Source organism: Natribacillus halophilus (assembly GCF_900100185.1).
Classification (GTDB): Bacteria; Bacillota; Bacilli; order Bacillales; family Marinococcaceae; genus Natribacillus; species Natribacillus halophilus.
In genome coordinates, this window is the sequence record NZ_FNEN01000002.1 from 203,243 (window position 1) to 218,814 (window position 15,572).

Below are 15,572 nucleotides of genomic sequence, written 5' to 3' on the forward strand. Positions count from 1 at the left end.
CTAACCACCGCGCAGCCACTCCAGTTCGATGACTCGTTTTACGGCATGCGTGCGGTCGTTAGCCTCCAGTTTTTTCGTGAGTTGACTGACATGATTATTGACGGTTGATACCGATAAATAATCATCTTCGGCAATTTTGCGATTGCTTTTGCCTTTTAGAATAGCATCGAGCACCCGGCATTCTGAAGCGGTTAAGCGCGCATACGCTTTCGCGTAATCCAGGTATAGAGCTTCCTTATCCTCCTCGTCAATGATAAAAGGATCCCTTCCATCGTCATCGGATTTCGTTTGGACGACTTCCACCATCTCCGCTTGTATCTGCGGGTCCACATAGGTCTTATACCCCTGTGCAGCCGAGAATTGTTGTACCATTTGCCCTGAGGACCGGGTGACTGAAAGGAAAATGTCCACTTCAGATTTAACCGCTTTCTCAAGCAAGCGGGAAACCTGCGGAGAAAGCTCTGCACATAAACGATAAATATTGGCTAATGCATGCAAAAACCCGCTTTCCAGCAAACGGAAACTTTCATCCAGCGATAATACAATAACTTCCTCTCTATTCTCAGGCTGCTCGCGGGGTAAATGTTCATGGAATTCTGCCTGATAACCGCTCGTCTGTAAAGCTGTAAGCAAACATTCTTTCCTTCTGTTTTCGCCAAGCTGAAGCCATAAGATTGGCCCCTGCATCACGATTTTATCTCCCGAACGCATTCGGGTAGTGCTCACCATCAAAGGTTTCCTCCTTCATATGTACCAATTAAATAAACGTTTGTTTAATAAGTAGCTATCGCCGTTTCTCCCCCTTTCCATTCACAAATATTACCAATGATTGCACTAATCAGCAAGGGACTATAATCAATTAAAACAGAATGAGCACTATTAAAAACATGACCTTATACCCAGAAAATTAAGCAAACCATAGCGGCTTGCTAACTTAAAAAATCGATAAGACTCGGTTGGATAATGCGTGCCCCTGATGCAAACGAGGCTTGATGTACGCTTTCCCGGGTAACGAGCTCCGTGATCACTTCCGCGATGTCTGCATCCTCATTGTCGGACATGATCCGTGTAGCGATAACGTTCTGTTCGGCCAGGCGATCTTCGATCATGGCCACCCGGTTCATCCTTGCGCCGACTTCCGCCTCAGTGCGCAATGTTTCGTCCACGTGGCTGTCAATGGTAGTTAAAAACGCATCAAGTTCTTCATCCGACGTCTCCGGATCCATCAGCTTATTCTCCAGTGCCCGCAAATCAGCAAACATATCTTCACCAAACACTTGCCCGGCCTCCACATTGATCGGAACTTCAACACCAGCCATCAATTCAACCGTTACAGTATCCGTGTCCGTTGGGAACGTCTCTTCTGCTAAATTTACCGGCGGATTCCTCGAATCCGTCCCATTAAAAATATATTTATTGTTCACTTGTGTATTCGCCAAGTCTTCGATATGGGTGATGAGTTGACCGACTTCCTCGGCCATGTTCATCCGCTGGGTTTCATCGTACGTATCATTGGAGGCTTGAACCGTCATCTCCCGAATGCGCTGCAGCGCCTGGTTCACTGTATCCAGAGCGCTATCTGTGCTTTCCAGCCAGGCATTCGCTTCTGATGTATTTCGCTGAAATTGTTCGATGCCACGAAGTTCCGTGTGATACTGCATCGCGCTTGTTGCCGCCACCGGATCTTGTGACGGGCGGTTGATCTTCTTTCCGGTAGAGAGCTGCTCCTGGAGGTTGGCGAGTTTGCCGTAATTGTTTTGTATGTTCGTTAACGTTTGGCTGGAAATCATCGATTGTGTGACGCGCATTTCTTTCATCTCCTCTTATTAACGGCCGACAATGCCCATCTGATTGATAACCCGATCCAGCATTTCGTCAATGACTGTTATTTGCCGGGAAGCGGCATTATACGCATGTTGAAACTGAATCATATTCGTCATTTCCTCATCGAGAGACACACTGCTCACCGATTGCCGGTTCATTTCAATCGTATCGCGGCGAATCTCCGACGTTTCATCCATTCGCCGAGCCTCATTTACATTGACGGCCATTTCGCCGATGATACTCTGGTACTCTGCTTCCATACCTGAGGTATCTTTCACATTAGCAAGATCGAGAGCGTTGGAACCATCGCCGGCGTTTTCGCTCTGAGCGGCTGCGATCAAATCCGTATCATTCATAATTGCGGGATTCACGCTCATCTCACCTTCATCATCCGCCAAAAAGAAATTCAATCCTGATTCGCCATACAAGTCCATACCCTCGTTGTGAATCTCATTAAATTCCGTCATAAAACCATCCATCATGGCTTGCAAACGGTTGAGGACATGCGGGTAGCTGCCATTGCCTTCCCCGTCGCCATATGTATCTACAAGCGCACCCAGCTTTCCGCTATGTTCTCCCAGGATGTCAATGCCTTCTCCAAAAGTAAGCTCTGTCACCCGGCCTTCATCATCGTCCCTTTCTACAGAAAGCTCAAGGTGCCCTTGCCCTTCGTCTCCACCCTGCACAATGGCTATGCCGTCCTCCCCGCCGAGACGATTACCCTCTTCATCAAGCGCGTAGATGGTTACTCGCCCTTCTGCTATGGCATGGGCATTCGCGCCCGGGTCTTCCTGAACAACTTCGATTTTGACAGACTCGGACAATTCGTCAACGATTCGATCACGCTGGTCATACAGATCATTCGGCACTTGCCCTCGAGCCTCTATACCGGCGATATCTTGATTTAAAGCATCAACTTGCCGAAGCAGGCCATTAACGACATCCACCGTCGTGTCAATCTCCTCGCCCCATCCACTTTGTGCCGTTTCCAACGAATGAATCATGTGATTGTATGTATCGGCAAGCGCTGCTGCACGCTGCACGGTGACCTCCCGCGCGCTGGGGTCATCAGCATTGGCGGACAGATCCTGCAACGAACCCCAGAGCTCATCCATCACCTCTGCCAATTGTCCCGATTCCGACTGTTCATTCATTATGTCTTCCATGCGTTCCAACGTTTCAAGCTTTTTATCCCAGTAACCGGCATTCATATTCTCTTCTCGATATTGGGCGTCGAGAAAATGTTCACGGATACGCTGAATCGATTCGGCTTCCACGCCTGTTCCTACTTGCCCGGGGATGGAGGGGGCATTTTTACCCGGTGCCGGATATGCCTGTGAAGCGTTAAAATTCACACGTTGACGCGTATAACCTTCTGTGTTGGCATTGGCAATATTATGACCTGTCGTTCTTAATGCTGATTGCTGGGCCATCAACCCTTTATAGGCTGTTTGTAAACCGTGAAATGTAGAGGTCATTTTCAAAGGCCCCTTTCGGATTTTTAAGCTCTCGAATCGATGGCGGAATACCTTTCATATCCATTCGATACCTTGGCATCGGCCGCCGATGTATACGTGATGAAACCTTCTTCACGTTGAAGTGCGTCCAAAGTTGCCCGCACGATTACGAGACCGTCTTCCAGCAATTGTTGATTGAGTTCATTTTTGGCCCGTAAATCATTGAGACGTGTTTGTAGATTTTCCCTCGCGCCCTCAATATCCCGCCGTTCTTGTTCCGGGAGGTAAGGCAACCATTCCGCAATCGGTGCGTTCCGTTCCAGGTGGGGGCAATACCGTTCGATTAAGGCTGAAACGATACTCATACGTTCCGCCTCCAGTTGCCGAAGCACTCGCCTCTCCTCTTGTTCGAAACGGACGATCTCTTCAAGCGCCTGCCGGTCGGCCTTCCCGATGGCTGTCATCTTCTGTCCGGCAAGCGTCAACAAGTACTCGTGATGTTGACGAAGCCGCTCGATCACTTCTTTCAGTCCTGCAATCTCACTCATCATTCATCCCCCGTTTATTCGCTCCAGTATTGATAAAACCGATGGGCGACCTCGCGTTCATCGACTCTATACTGGCCGGCATCAATGTCCTTCTGAAGGGCGTCAAGCTTCGCCTTGCGAGCGTCATCTATATGGCCAGTCTGCATCTCCTTTGCCGTTTGCGAAATCTCGACTTGATCCTGTTTGGCTTCCCTCGGCTTCTGTGCCTGTTTCAACTGCTCCGCAGATTGCTTGTATGGCTGGAATATCTGGTTGGACGGGTGGATCTTCATCACAATGACCTCCTCTCATTCTTTTGTTCGCGCATAAAGCGGTCGTTATAATATGCGGTATTCGAATATGTCTCTTTTGTATTGTATACGTCGGCAATCTCTTCCTGCAATCGTTTTTCACAAATACTACATAGCCGGCCATTACGAGTCGATTGCCCGCAAAAATCACAAGGCGTGTGAAAATTGGGGAGATCGGTGGGTTGCAACCGTCCCTGCCGGATAAATTCGAGAATGTCCGCCTCTGAAACGCCGGTATCGATCACCGTTTCCATAATCGTCGCGGCTCTATTAGCTTTTAAAAATTGGTATACCGTCTGGAATCGTCTTTCCCTGGCTTGATGACAATGCGTACATATGGAAAGTACCGTCTTCATATATAACGCTCCACACTCTGAGCAGTTTGCTGGTTCTGCCATCCATAAGCCTCCACGAACAAATTGTATTCATTACATTATATCGGACAGTTTGCGGAAATGTTTAATCCGCTTTGCTCAACTTCGGGCTACCGTAAGTGCAGATACCTGCCCCGCGCCATGATGCAACAAGGGGATGGCCGCTTTCCGCAAGGTGGTGCCTGTCGTGTAGATATCGTCAATAAGCAATATGTGTTGACCGGTTAGACTTTTTACGTCTTCACGGACGGCAAAAGGACGAACATGTCCGCGCAAGCGACCATGGCGGGAACGCTTGCTTTGTTTCGCTTCATCGACCCTTCTCATGAGTAAAGGTTTGTAAGCCACCGGAAGGTATTCGGCAAGGGCTGCTGCCTGATTAAAACCACGTTCCTGCAAGCGCTCTTCACTAAGCGGAATCGGCACCGGAATGCTTTTTTTAAAATACTTTCGATAGGTTTGCTTTAAGGAGTCCGCGAACATTTTCGCGAGTTCAACATCCCCGCGATATTTATAGGCGCTGAGTACTTCCTGAAGATGTTCATCATACAAAAACAGGGAAACATTGCGCGTGAGCAAGCCGGACCAGTTTTTCGTTTTGGCCCAACGCTCACAATCGCCGCAACTTTCGGTGACCGGGAGCGGGCGACTACAGTGTACACACCAGGGAGCGGTCAACGGTCGTAATTTTTCCTGACACTCATCGCATAACATTGGCTTTTTCCATGAGAACAACGCTTCCCAACCGGCATTCGTGTTCAAGGGAGACAAACATTGCAGGCAACGGTCATGCCTCATCTTGATGCTCCCCTCGATTCATCGCTAAAATTTGCTTTCGACAACGGTTCATGGCTTTCGTTTTGCCATAGTGGAAAAAAGTGACGGTTCCATGGGGATCATCAGCGCTACGCCCAGCCCTGCCGGCTATTTGTACAAGCGCGGATTCAACGAACACGTCATCTTCCGCGCCAAGGACAACAACGTCGATCCCATAAATGGTGACCCCTCGCTCCAAAATGGTCGTTGTGATGAGCAGCGGCATCTCTCCATCCCGAAAACGTTTAACGATTTCTTTTCGCTCGGGGTCACTCGCGTGTACACTCACGATCGATGTTTCTTTTTTCTGTAAAATTTGGTGCAACTGCTTGGCCACCTGAACACTCGGGGCAAAAATGAGCGCCTGCCTTCCACTCGTGAGCTGTTCATCCACCCATGCGGAAAAAACAGGGCTCAAATGCTCACGCGCGAGCGCTTTTCGCCAGTTTCCAGCCCATTGAAATTCCGGAACGGGCAGGGGGTAACCGTGGAATCGACGACTCACTTTCACTACTGCCTTTTCTTTTTCACATTTTTTCCGCAAGCCTTCATCCGGTGTTGCCGTTAAATAAATGAGCACCGCCTGCTTTCGCGTCGCATTTTTGACGGCATACGCCAAGCTTTCGTCATAGCGATAAGGAAAAGCGTCCACTTCATCGATAATGGCTACATCAAAAGCATCCTGAAAACGCCGGGTTTGGTGCGTGGTGGCTACAACGAGTTGACCGTAAGCAAGGCGTTCCGGGCTGCCGCCGTATAAACTTGCCAGTGTCGTCGTCGGAAACGCTCGCCTTAAACGTGGCTCAAGCTCAAGGACGACGTCGGTTCTCGGCGTCGCTATGAGTACACGTTTGCCTTCCTCCAGCCCACGGGCAATGCCGGGAAATAACATTTCGGTTTTCCCGGCCCCACAAACCGCCCAAACTAAAAGTTTAGCGGCCTTATGTTGCATGATGGTCTCCGTAATTCGGTCGGCTGCACGTCGTTGTAAAGGTGAAAGTTCTCCTTGCCAGGCTAATACGTCATGTCGCCTCTCTTGAGCGGAAAAGACCGGGCCTCCCCATCTGAAAAGCGGCGTGCATGTTGTCACGCGCCCCATCATGACACAGCGACGACAATACAAACAGGGGCCATTACACCACGCGCAATCATAACGGGCAAACCAATCCTTTTTAGTATTCCCGCACCGTTGGCACTGGTGACGACTGCTTTTGCCGCGCTTAATCCCTGCTTGTAAATAAACGTAACCGCTGCGTATAAACGATTCGATTTGCGTATAAGGAAAAGGAAATTCATCGGGCAGCAACGCCCGTCCGGTCAATAATCCCTGCAGTTCGAGGTGAAGGTCGGAAAGAGGTTCGGAGGTTTCTTGAAGTGATGGCGGGGGTGGGGGATTTGTAAAGGTTGAAATCGGGGCCGGATCTGATTGGACGTTATCATGGTCTTTCACACATGCAAGCGGGAGCATAAGGGGAGAGGGAACGTTACGGGGAGTAGCAATCACGACTTTCATTTGTCAGCTCCTTGATTGTATTTTTAGCGGACACAGCTGGGCCGCCGGTCAGCTCTGGCTTCGGAGCCGTCTTTTTGGCCGATGCCCGCGCTCACTTCGACCATTCCGCGGGCCTTTTCTCACACCTGCGGTCGATGCCTACGCTATTTCCTGTACCAGGTAATACCGAGGGATTTTTCACCAAGATGGGTGCCGATCACCGGGCCGAATACCCCCAGATCGATGTCGAGACTCTCATGTTCTTCAGCGAGAGAAGCCCGTATTTCTTCTGCTCTATCCGGGACATTGGCGTGTATCACAGTTGCCCGCACCGGGGTTCCGTCAGCAACATCCTTTTCAAGTAATTCGATCACCCGATTAAGTGCTTTCTTTTCGGTACGTACTTTTTCAAACGGGACGATCACTTTATCCTTGAAATGAAGAATTGGCTTGATTTGCAAGGCGCTCCCAATCAATTTTTGCGCCCCACTCAAACGCCCGCCACGATGGAGATGATTCAAATCGGCAACGACAAAGTAAGCCGATAAGCTATCGCGAATGGCATTTAACTTTTCAAATATCTCATCGGCCGTCGCACCCTCTTGCGCAAGTTTCGCTGCTTCCACCGCATAATAGCCTTGGGCGGCACAACTGATTTCACTGTCAAACGGATACACCTTAACGTCTTCCACCGAGCGCGAAGCAGCTACCGCTGTTTCATATGTCCCGCTGATCCCGCTCGATAGATGAAAAGAAATAATCGAATCGGATGTCTCGCCCAGTTTTTCATACAACTCGATAAATTCTCCGAGAGGAGGCTGGGAGGTCGATGGCAATGTCGAATGTTCCCGCATTTTTTCATAAAATTCTTCCGTGCCCAATTTCGTTTCCTGAATCGTCTCCTGATCAAAAACGACGCTAAGCGGAATATCAGTGATCTCGTATTTCTTCAGCGTCTCCTCGTCCAGGTAGGCCGTACTATCGGTCACAATTGATATTTTTGACATGATATCCTCCCATTATATTACTGATATCCTTATCATAGCACGACATCAGCAGCGGGGAAAAATAAGGTATATCCTTCACTCTAACGGACTTTCACCCAGCCTTTTTTTATCGATTCAACAACCGCCTGGGTGCGGTCATTGACATTCATCTTTTGCAAAATATTGCTGACGTGGTTTTTGACGGTCTTTTCACTGATATATAGATCTTCCCCGACCATCCGATTGCTGTAACCGTCGGTCATGAGCTGTAAGACATCGCATTCTCTCCGCGTCAGGATATGCAACGGTTTACGGTATTCCACTTCCTTATACCCGAGTTCCAGGGCCTGGGAGGGGTCCTCGTCTCCGGTGGAGAGTCGCCGGTATTCCTTAATTAAGTTGTGCGTCACTTTCGGGTGAATATAGGCACCACCGGAACCGACCACTTTAACCGCCTCGATCAGTGCATCAGCATCCATTTCCTTCAACAAATAACCGGCAGCCCCCGTTTTTAATACGTGCGTCACATACGATTCGTCATCATGGATCGACAGAATCAGAACTTTGACTTCAGGAAATTGCGTCACGAGGTTACGGGTAGCCTCCACACCGTTAACACCGGGCATATTGATGTCCAATAATACAACGTTCGGCTGATACTGGGAAACGAGTTGCGTTGCCTCATCTCCATCTTCGCCTTCGGCGACGACCTCAAACTCTTTTTCCATATCGAGAATTCGTTTTACACCTTCGCGGAACAATTTATGATCATCGATGAGTACAAGTTTAATTTTTTCTTGCTCGGCCATTTTGTTCATCCTTTCATGATTGGCTTATAATAATTTGCATGTTTCCATTGATAAGTCACTTTTTAATCTGCATCTAAAGGCACGATAATCGAAATTTTAGTTCCTTTCGCCTTGGCCGCTTCAATTTTCAGTTCGCCGTTCAGCATATTCACCCGTTCTTTCATGCCCATAAGTCCGAATCCGAACGTTGAACTTTCGTCGGTATCAAACCCTTTCCCGTCATCATGAATCATCAGGGTGATCTGCGTCGAACGCATTTCTACTTTTACGCTAATCTGTTCGGCCTCCGCGTGTTTGAGCGCATTCTGGACCGCTTCCTGCACAAGCCTGAACAAGGCTACTTCAAGGTTGGCTACCATTCTATATTCATTCCCGTGCAGGGCAAAGCGTATCTCGGGTTCGCTTTGTTGCTCGGCCACGCCATCTAAATATTTCCTTAAAGTGGGGATCAACCCCAGGTCGTCGAGAGCCATAGGGCGAAGATCATAAATGATACGCCTGACTTCGGTGAGGCTGCTTTTAATGGCGCTACGAACATCCTGGAGTTCCGCAAAAGCGGCATCAACCCCCTGATCATCATAAACACGCCCGATAATTTCCGAGCGCAGGAGCACGTTTGCGAGCAACTGGGCCGGTCCATCGTGAATCTCCCTGGCCACACGCCTGCGTTCTTCTTCCTGGGCTTGAATGATTTTTAACCCGAATGCCTGCTTCTCTCTGGCATCCTCAACCATATCTCCTACTTCCTGTAAATCTCCATCCAGGAAATTATGCACCACCGAGACTTGTCCCACGAGCGTTTCGGCCCGGTTAATCGTATCCTCTAAATGTAAAAGGCGGCGTTCAAGCTGATCCCGCTTTTCCCGCAACTGTTTTTCATCATTCTCCAGGATGACAAGTTGGACGCGTTGTTCATTCGCATCTTCATATACCTTTTGAACTTCATCATTAGAAAATGTGTTAAAATCCCGGCTCATCGCCGCGAGACGGTTACGAGCCAATTGGGCCTGCCGCCTTTTTTCATCTGTCTGTTTAATAATTTCAGATACTTTGTGACGCGTTTCCTTTAGTTCGTTTTCCAGTTTTTCGTATTCTTGTCTAGTTTGTTCACATATTTCAAAAATCTGTTCCTTGCTATCCTGAACGGCTTTCTTCATTTGCTCGATAATCTGATCAAGCGTTTGTTTATTATTGGTCAAGCTGTACCACCAGCCTTATTCGAATCAAATATTTGACAACATGTACTGATTCGATATGATTATTTTAGCACATTATTTGAATGGAAACGTCTACTGAAATAAAAGTTTAAAAAATCACATATTATGTCATAGTTATAAGAAAGTTTGCTGTTTAATCTGACAGTACCATTTTTTTAGCATTTCAGCTATTACAACCAGATTATAATACAATTACATCTGCGAGTAAGGAGATGATTTCCATGCTACATTCCTACTACACGATTAAAGATGCCGGTGTTCACGAGCTTACGATCAATAAATCAAGATTTATAACCCACCTGCAAAGGGTTGTAGATGAAGCCGAGGCCAAAGATTTTACCGATCACATAAAAAAAGAACATCCAAATGCCCACCATAACTGTTCAGCATACGTCATTGGCGACAACAATGAGCATCAAAAAGCAAACGATGACGGTGAACCATCCGGAACAGCCGGAGTGCCCATGTTGAACGTCTTGTTAAAAAAGGAATTAAAAAATACAGCCGTCGTTGTGACTCGTTATTTTGGGGGCATTAAGTTGGGGGCGGGCGGTTTGATTCGCGCTTACGGAAACAGTGTCACGGAAGCCGTTCAACACACGGGCATCGTCCGGAGAAGCCGTGTGCGACACTACGAAGTAACCGCCTCTTATGAGCTCCTGGGCAAAATCGAAAATGAACTGCGGCAATCCGGCTATATTCTCCGATCCATTGACTACAGTGAGCAAGTTACCTTTCATGTCGCCGTTAACCTTGAAGAAACCGAGGATTTTGAAGCGTGGATGGTGAATGTTTCTCACAATCGTGTAACCATAACTGCTTCCGGAACGTCATATATTGAAGAGGAAGTATGATTTCTTCCTCGACAAATTTCCCGGGAAATAATGATTTCCTCGCGATTTTTGTCAAACCTTGTAATCTATAGTTTACTTTTGAAACCATATTCCTGTAAAATAAGAGAGTATGGAATAAAGAACGTCTCGCACTACTCCCGGAAGGAGTTAAAGAAAATGGCCAAAAAGAACTCGTCACAGCAATCATCCAGATCTTTTAAACATCACCGCAAAAAAAGACGAAACAAAAAAATTATCTTTTCCTTGGTCGCCCTCGTTCTTTTCGTCGTCGCCTCAGCGGGTGCTTTATTATTCTATTTCTTCACGCAGGCAGGGGGTCTCGTCGGAGAGACTCAGGATCCTCTTGAACGCGGTGAAGTATCAGAAAGACGTGATCAAGCCGTGAATCCGGCTGACGATCATATTTCCGTTTTGTTTCTCGGAACGGATAATCGCGATGGCGAATTAGACGGATTAGCGGACGCGATTTTATTGGCTACTTTCAACGCAGAAGAAGACTCAGTGAACGTCGTAAGCATCCCCCGTGATTCTTACGTTGAAATCCCCGGCCATCCAACCGATGACAAAATCAACCATGCCCACGCCTTCGGAGGCGCGGATATGATGGTTAATACGGTTGAAAACCTGCTGGATGTTCCCGTCGACTATTATGTGACCTTGAATTTTGATGCGTTTATGGATACCGTAGATATATTCGATGGTATAGATGTCAATTCTCCGATGTCTTTTACAGAACAGGATGCCGATGGAAATATGGATGAGATCTCCATTGACGAAGGACCGCAAACACTAAATGGAGAAGAGGCCCTTGCTTATGTGCGCATGCGCATGCAAGACCCGGATGGAGACTTGGGGCGCGGGGAAAGGCAGCAAGAAGTTTTAGGCTCATTAATCGATGAAGCGACCAACCTCTCCTCGATTGGCAATTACAACCAAGTCTTCGATCGTCTCCAGGAGAATATGAGGATGAACATTTCTTTCAATGAAATTACGGGCCTCCATTCTTACGCCGGATCCATCGACGACATTAACTACCACCAGTTGGAAGGTGAATCCTTTAGAGAGAGCGGTGTCGATTATCACCGGGTCTATGATTCGTCCCTCGAGGACACACAGGCCATGTTAAAACAGCACCTTGACCTGGAAGACGATACCAGCCCCGACACAACTGAATCGATCAATGCCGGTGAAAACTCCGAAGAAAATCACTAACACAAAAACCTGCTTCTTACGGAGGCGGGTTTTTGTCTGTAAGTATGCACAAAAGGCAGAAAGTAGGTAAAAAAGAATGAAATTGACCATTGTAGGCACGGGTTACGTCGGACTCGTCTCAGGCGTGAGCTTTGCCGAGCTCGGCAACGACGTCATATGCGTAGATAAGGATGAAGCAAAAGTCGAACAACTGAAACAAGGCAGCAGCCCCATCTATGAAGAAAACCTCGAGCCTTTATTGCAAAAAAACATCGCGAACGGGAGCATTCGTTTCACATCCTCGTTAGCGGAATCGGCAGCCGATAGCGATGTCATAATGATTGCCGTCGGCACGCCTCAAGCGGAGGATGGCTCAGCCGACCTTCGCTTTGTACATGCTGTCGCACAAGAGTTGGGAGAAGCCCTCCCAGCCAATAGACCAATTGTAGTTGTTAATAAATCAACCGTTCCGATTGGGACGGCTGAAGAAGTCGAAACGATTATGACAGCCAAAAATGCAGATCTCAACGTAGCTGTCTGTTCTGTCCCTGAATTCTTACGGGAAGGTTCCGCCGTCAAAGATACGTTTCATCCGGACCGTATTGTTATCGGCAGTACGGTTTCATGGGCACGTGAACGACTCGTACACCTGCATGAGTCTCTGGCAGACACCGACAATATTATCACGACATCCACACGTAGTGCCGAAATGATTAAATATGCATCAAACGCCTTTTTAGCGTTGAAAATCTCGTTTGTTAACGAGATCGCGAATATTTGCGAAGCTTACGGGGCTGATATTGATGAAGTGACCCGAGGGGTCGGCGCCGATCGCAGAATTAGCCCTCACTTTCTCAACGCGGGGTTGGGATACGGAGGATCATGCTTTCCGAAAGATGTGCAAGCGCTCATCTCGATAGCGCAGCAAAAGGATTATGCAGCCGGGTTGTTGAATGCGACGGAAGCGCTCAACGCGAAACAACGATTAAAACCTGTAGAGATTTTAAGTGACCGTTACCCACAAGGGTTGCAAGCCGTGAAAGTAGCCGTTTTCGGCCTGGCATTTAAACCGGGGACGGATGATATGCGCGAGGCGCCTTCGGTCGATATTATCCATGAGCTCGTAAAAGCGGGCGCGGACGTACACGCTCATGATCCGATCGCATTAAACACCGCCGCCCCGCTATTACCAAGAGCAGTCACAATGCACGAAGATGCCGAGGGGGCATTAGCAGAAGCCGAAGCACTGATCCTGGTTACTGAATGGGACGAGTACAAAAACTACCCCATAAACGATCTGTCTGCGGCCATGTCCGGCAAAATTGTGATTGACGGCCGCAATGCCCTGGATGCGGACGCCCTTAAAGAACAGGGATTTGACTATTACGGCATCGGCCGTCGCTAATCTATGAACCTAAAAAATAAGCCCGTTATGAGTTGAAGACTCTGGGGCTTATTTTTTGTTCGTTCAGGGGTTCGACCCTGCCTACAAAGTTCACTATTGCAGCTCGTACGTCACTTGGGATTTTTGGCCAAATAATGACCTTGGTCTAAATTATTCACAAGTCGTCTCTATTCGGACAAATCCACAAGATGATCGGTCCATATAGAGCATTCATTCGGCCAAAACAAGGGACTGTTTACGATTCGTCATGACATAAAGTCTCTGGAAGTAAGCGATTCTAAAAGTTCTCTCGTGGAGTAACCCAACCCTTGTTGATATTGTTGTTTGCTTTCCGTAATCATTTCATCAAGGGCAGGATTGGCAGCTACATCCTCGCTTATAGATTGCTCTTCTTCTTGAAGAACAAGCGTGAACCTCCCTTTGCCAGGTATTGAAATCGTTTGTATTACATCCTGATACTTAAACATATAGTCAGCAGGTGAGTCTTCTTGAAATCACACAATCATTATCTTGATCCCTTGCCATTGCCTAACGGCTACAACGACCTTCGCCGTTCGGGACTTTAAACCTAGAGAATGTGCGCATGCCGGGCACACTATTAAAAGGAACCCCGATGTGTTCATATCGAGGTCCCGATGAGCTACACCGCATAGAAGTTGCGGTAGCCGTTTAGGAGAGTGATCCCCTTCCCGCTTGCCTATTCACAGGAGAGGGGATTACTTTTTTCTTGTTATCAGGATGACGACTGAAATAATTCCGATCACCCATATCTTCGATCTCGACACTCCTCACACCTTTTCGGATGGACGAAGCCTTTTTGTTTATAAAAATGTTGCTCTCCTACGGTGAAAGTGAAGCGCTTACCGCATTCCCAGCATTTTAAGAGGAGATCTTGAGGTGCTGAACCTTCCAATGCTTCCTTGATAGACTCTTTTCTTTTTTGTACGACTTCCTGGTTAATGGGATCATTTGCTTCCAACGCTTTGATGGTTGCGCGGATTTCGGCTCTCACCTTTTTGTAGTCTATTTTCTCCCATTCCTGTAAATAGGAAATATACTTCCTGTCTTGGGTTTCTCTAACTTTTTCAATAAATAACAATATCATTTGCCGATTGCGATCCTTTAAATAGCCCATGTCAGGCGATTGCCTTCCCTCTGCCACCCATTGATTCCATTCACTTAACAATTCATCTGCACGCTGGTCGGATTCAATCTGCCAACCTCTTTCCGTGAAAACGACCATCGGCAGTTTTCCGCTGTACTCAATATCCAAAAAATCATAGTCAATCATCCAATCAATTTTGTCGATAACATCCTGCAGTTTAGCCGAATGAAAACAACCATAGGCCGGACACTGATCCAATTCGTACTGTAACACCTTTTTCTCACGCGAACCCTTTAGTATTTTAGCAAGAAGCGACCGCCCACCTTGCCCAATAATGTCATCCGCTGCCCGCAAGATTGTTCGTATGTCGGATTCAGATAATTTCACGATGAATGCCCCTCCCCGATTAAGTGGTTTTAATGCCCATTTTCTCAATAAATTCAGTTTCGTGGCTGGCTGTTGCTTCCAAGCCGGCAAACATCACTTTTTTGGGGTCGAATGGCGTTTTTACTTGACTGGCAAACTCCTGATCTCCTTCGCCTAAGAGATGCGCCAGTACCATGGCATGAGCATCTTGAGAGTGGTTTGGAGTGGTCACATCAGGATGAGCATCTATCCACAATAAACCCCAATTCACCGTTGTATCGTTCATTCATATATGCTAGTGGTGCTTGTTTCACGAGGCAATCTCCACCAAACATGACAATGCGTTCTGGTTTATGGGCTTGGATATGATCGGCGGCTTCCAGTTGTTTGAGGAGATGGCCTCTCCCCACGATACCATTTTCTTCACTTATCGGAACTCTTACAAAAGGCTAATCACTTTCCGGGGCTAACCATGCCAATAATTCCGATCCCAGGGAATGGGTCTGATCATTTGCTCCCTGCCATTGAGGCATAATCATGCGTAATGTTTTTGATTCATTAGACATTGGAAGTCTCCTTTCAGAAACAAATCCAAGCATAGTATAAATGAACGACGTAAACAGCGGTCCATTTCTACCACAAGGTAAAGTCAAAGTAAAACGATTTTTAAGGGAAATAAAAATCGCCTTTCTAAGACGAGCCCGAGGGAGATCACATCGCCCTCTCGAATTGGTTCGATCCCCGTCGTTCGAGGGATGACAACGTGATTCTTGGTCCCTCTCGGAGCGAGATACCCTGCTTTTGGGGTATAACAACACGCTTCTGGTCCCTCTCGGAG

At 47.5% G+C, this 15,572-nt stretch carries 18 protein-coding genes; 3 read left to right on the forward strand and 15 right to left on the reverse strand.

The annotated features are described in order from the left end of the window. The 11 genes from BLS58_RS03235 to BLS58_RS03285 form a co-directional block, all read right to left on the reverse strand. A complete protein-coding gene (locus BLS58_RS03235; protein ID WP_090396122.1) occupies positions 1 to 729 on the reverse strand; it encodes a response regulator transcription factor in 729 nt (242 codons plus the stop codon). A gap of 200 nt (positions 730 to 929) precedes the next feature. Then, positions 930 to 1,808 (reverse strand): flagellar hook-associated protein FlgL, encoded by an 879-nt coding sequence (gene flgL, locus BLS58_RS03240; protein WP_090396123.1) that lies wholly within the window; start codon positions 1,806 to 1,808, stop codon positions 930 to 932. An 18-nt stretch (positions 1,809 to 1,826) separates the two neighbouring features. Continuing rightward, entirely contained in the window at positions 1,827 to 3,302 is a 1,476-nt protein-coding gene (gene flgK, locus BLS58_RS03245; protein WP_090396124.1) for a flagellar hook-associated protein FlgK, read from the reverse strand. Between the two features lie 23 nt (positions 3,303 to 3,325). After that, positions 3,326 to 3,829 (reverse strand): flagellar protein FlgN, encoded by a 504-nt coding sequence (locus BLS58_RS03250; protein WP_176764578.1) that lies wholly within the window; start codon positions 3,827 to 3,829, stop codon positions 3,326 to 3,328. A 14-nt stretch (positions 3,830 to 3,843) separates the two neighbouring features. Beyond that, entirely contained in the window at positions 3,844 to 4,101 is a 258-nt protein-coding gene (gene flgM, locus BLS58_RS03255) for a flagellar biosynthesis anti-sigma factor FlgM (protein WP_090396126.1), read from the reverse strand. Next, complete coding sequence (locus BLS58_RS03260) at positions 4,101 to 4,517, reverse strand: hypothetical protein (RefSeq protein ID WP_090396127.1); 417 nt, start codon at positions 4,515 to 4,517, stop codon at positions 4,101 to 4,103. The genes flgM and BLS58_RS03260 overlap by 1 nt, the downstream gene beginning before the upstream one ends. A 75-nt stretch (positions 4,518 to 4,592) precedes the next feature. Then, positions 4,593 to 5,291, reverse strand: a complete 699-nt coding sequence (locus BLS58_RS03265; protein ID WP_090396128.1) for a ComF family protein — start codon at positions 5,289 to 5,291, stop codon at positions 4,593 to 4,595. Further along, on the reverse strand, positions 5,281 to 6,822 hold the full coding sequence (locus BLS58_RS03270) for an ATP-dependent helicase ComFA (protein WP_090396129.1): 1,542 nt from the start codon (positions 6,820 to 6,822) through the stop codon (positions 5,281 to 5,283). The genes BLS58_RS03265 and BLS58_RS03270 overlap by 11 nt, the downstream gene beginning before the upstream one ends. A gap of 143 nt (positions 6,823 to 6,965) precedes the next feature. After that, on the reverse strand, positions 6,966 to 7,808 hold the full coding sequence (locus BLS58_RS03275; RefSeq protein WP_090396130.1) for a DegV family protein: 843 nt from the start codon (positions 7,806 to 7,808) through the stop codon (positions 6,966 to 6,968). A gap of 80 nt (positions 7,809 to 7,888) precedes the next feature. Further along, positions 7,889 to 8,596 (reverse strand): response regulator, encoded by a 708-nt coding sequence (locus tag BLS58_RS03280; protein ID WP_090396131.1) that lies wholly within the window; start codon positions 8,594 to 8,596, stop codon positions 7,889 to 7,891. Between the two features lie 62 nt (positions 8,597 to 8,658). Next, positions 8,659 to 9,795, reverse strand: coding sequence for a sensor histidine kinase (locus BLS58_RS03285; protein ID WP_090396132.1), 1,137 nt, complete (start codon positions 9,793 to 9,795; stop codon positions 8,659 to 8,661). Between the two features lie 239 nt (positions 9,796 to 10,034). Between BLS58_RS03285 and BLS58_RS03290 the strand changes: the two genes are divergently transcribed. The 3 genes from BLS58_RS03290 (at position 10,035) to BLS58_RS03300 (ending at position 13,263) form a co-directional block, all read left to right on the forward strand. Further along, positions 10,035 to 10,667 carry a YigZ family protein gene (locus BLS58_RS03290; RefSeq protein ID WP_090396133.1) on the forward strand — a complete coding sequence of 211 codons (633 nt, stop codon included), beginning with the start codon at positions 10,035 to 10,037 and terminating at the stop codon, positions 10,665 to 10,667. Between the two features lie 156 nt (positions 10,668 to 10,823). After that, positions 10,824 to 11,879, forward strand: a complete 1,056-nt coding sequence (locus BLS58_RS03295; RefSeq protein ID WP_176764579.1) for an LCP family protein — start codon at positions 10,824 to 10,826, stop codon at positions 11,877 to 11,879. A gap of 76 nt (positions 11,880 to 11,955) precedes the next feature. After that, positions 11,956 to 13,263, forward strand: coding sequence for a UDP-glucose dehydrogenase family protein (locus tag BLS58_RS03300; RefSeq protein WP_090396135.1), 1,308 nt, complete (start codon positions 11,956 to 11,958; stop codon positions 13,261 to 13,263). Between the two features lie 245 nt (positions 13,264 to 13,508). Here the strand turns inward: BLS58_RS03300 and BLS58_RS03305 are convergent, their stop codons facing one another. The 4 genes from BLS58_RS03305 to BLS58_RS17795 all read right to left on the reverse strand — a co-directional run. Then, entirely contained in the window at positions 13,509 to 13,730 is a 222-nt protein-coding gene (locus tag BLS58_RS03305) for a hypothetical protein (protein ID WP_090396136.1), read from the reverse strand. Between the two features lie 293 nt (positions 13,731 to 14,023). Continuing rightward, positions 14,024 to 14,755: an RQC-minor-1 family DNA-binding protein gene (locus BLS58_RS03310; RefSeq protein WP_245723037.1), complete on the reverse strand. Its 732-nt coding sequence runs from the start codon at positions 14,753 to 14,755 to the stop codon at positions 14,024 to 14,026. A gap of 19 nt (positions 14,756 to 14,774) precedes the next feature. Next, complete coding sequence (locus BLS58_RS18310; RefSeq protein WP_425433660.1) at positions 14,775 to 15,020, reverse strand: arginase family protein; 246 nt, start codon at positions 15,018 to 15,020, stop codon at positions 14,775 to 14,777. 363 nt (positions 15,021 to 15,383) lie between these two features. Further along, positions 15,384 to 15,572: hypothetical protein (locus BLS58_RS17795; protein WP_218126137.1), on the reverse strand; the 189-nt coding region annotated here is incomplete at its 5' end.

What these genes read in the sequence shown, in the direction of transcription:
- BLS58_RS03235 (WP_090396122.1), bottom strand. Translation starts at nt 729, where the DNA reads ATGGTGAGCACTACCCGAATGCGTTCGGGAGATAAAATCGTGATGCAG.
- flgL (WP_090396123.1), bottom strand. Translation starts at nt 1,808, where the DNA reads ATGCGCGTCACACAATCGATGATTTCCAGCCAAACGTTAACGAACATA.
- flgK (WP_090396124.1), bottom strand. Translation starts at nt 3,302, where the DNA reads ATGACCTCTACATTTCACGGTTTACAAACAGCCTATAAAGGGTTGATG.
- BLS58_RS03250 (WP_176764578.1), bottom strand. Translation starts at nt 3,829, where the DNA reads ATGAGTGAGATTGCAGGACTGAAAGAAGTGATCGAGCGGCTTCGTCAA.
- flgM (WP_090396126.1), bottom strand. Translation starts at nt 4,101, where the DNA reads ATGAAGATCCACCCGTCCAACCAGATATTCCAGCCATACAAGCAATCT.
- BLS58_RS03260 (WP_090396127.1), bottom strand. Translation starts at nt 4,517, where the DNA reads ATGGCAGAACCAGCAAACTGCTCAGAGTGTGGAGCGTTATATATGAAG.
- BLS58_RS03265 (WP_090396128.1), bottom strand. Translation starts at nt 5,291, where the DNA reads ATGAGGCATGACCGTTGCCTGCAATGTTTGTCTCCCTTGAACACGAAT.
- BLS58_RS03270 (WP_090396129.1), bottom strand. Translation starts at nt 6,822, where the DNA reads ATGAAAGTCGTGATTGCTACTCCCCGTAACGTTCCCTCTCCCCTTATG.
- BLS58_RS03275 (WP_090396130.1), bottom strand. Translation starts at nt 7,808, where the DNA reads ATGTCAAAAATATCAATTGTGACCGATAGTACGGCCTACCTGGACGAG.
- BLS58_RS03280 (WP_090396131.1), bottom strand. Translation starts at nt 8,596, where the DNA reads ATGGCCGAGCAAGAAAAAATTAAACTTGTACTCATCGATGATCATAAA.
- BLS58_RS03290 (WP_090396133.1), top strand. Translation starts at nt 10,035, where the DNA reads ATGCTACATTCCTACTACACGATTAAAGATGCCGGTGTTCACGAGCTT.
- BLS58_RS03295 (WP_176764579.1), top strand. Translation starts at nt 10,824, where the DNA reads ATGGCCAAAAAGAACTCGTCACAGCAATCATCCAGATCTTTTAAACAT.
- BLS58_RS03300 (WP_090396135.1), top strand. Translation starts at nt 11,956, where the DNA reads ATGAAATTGACCATTGTAGGCACGGGTTACGTCGGACTCGTCTCAGGC.
- BLS58_RS03305 (WP_090396136.1), bottom strand. Translation starts at nt 13,730, where the DNA reads ATGTTTAAGTATCAGGATGTAATACAAACGATTTCAATACCTGGCAAA.
- BLS58_RS18310 (WP_425433660.1), bottom strand. Translation starts at nt 15,020, where the DNA reads ATGAACGATACAACGGTGAATTGGGGTTTATTGTGGATAGATGCTCAT.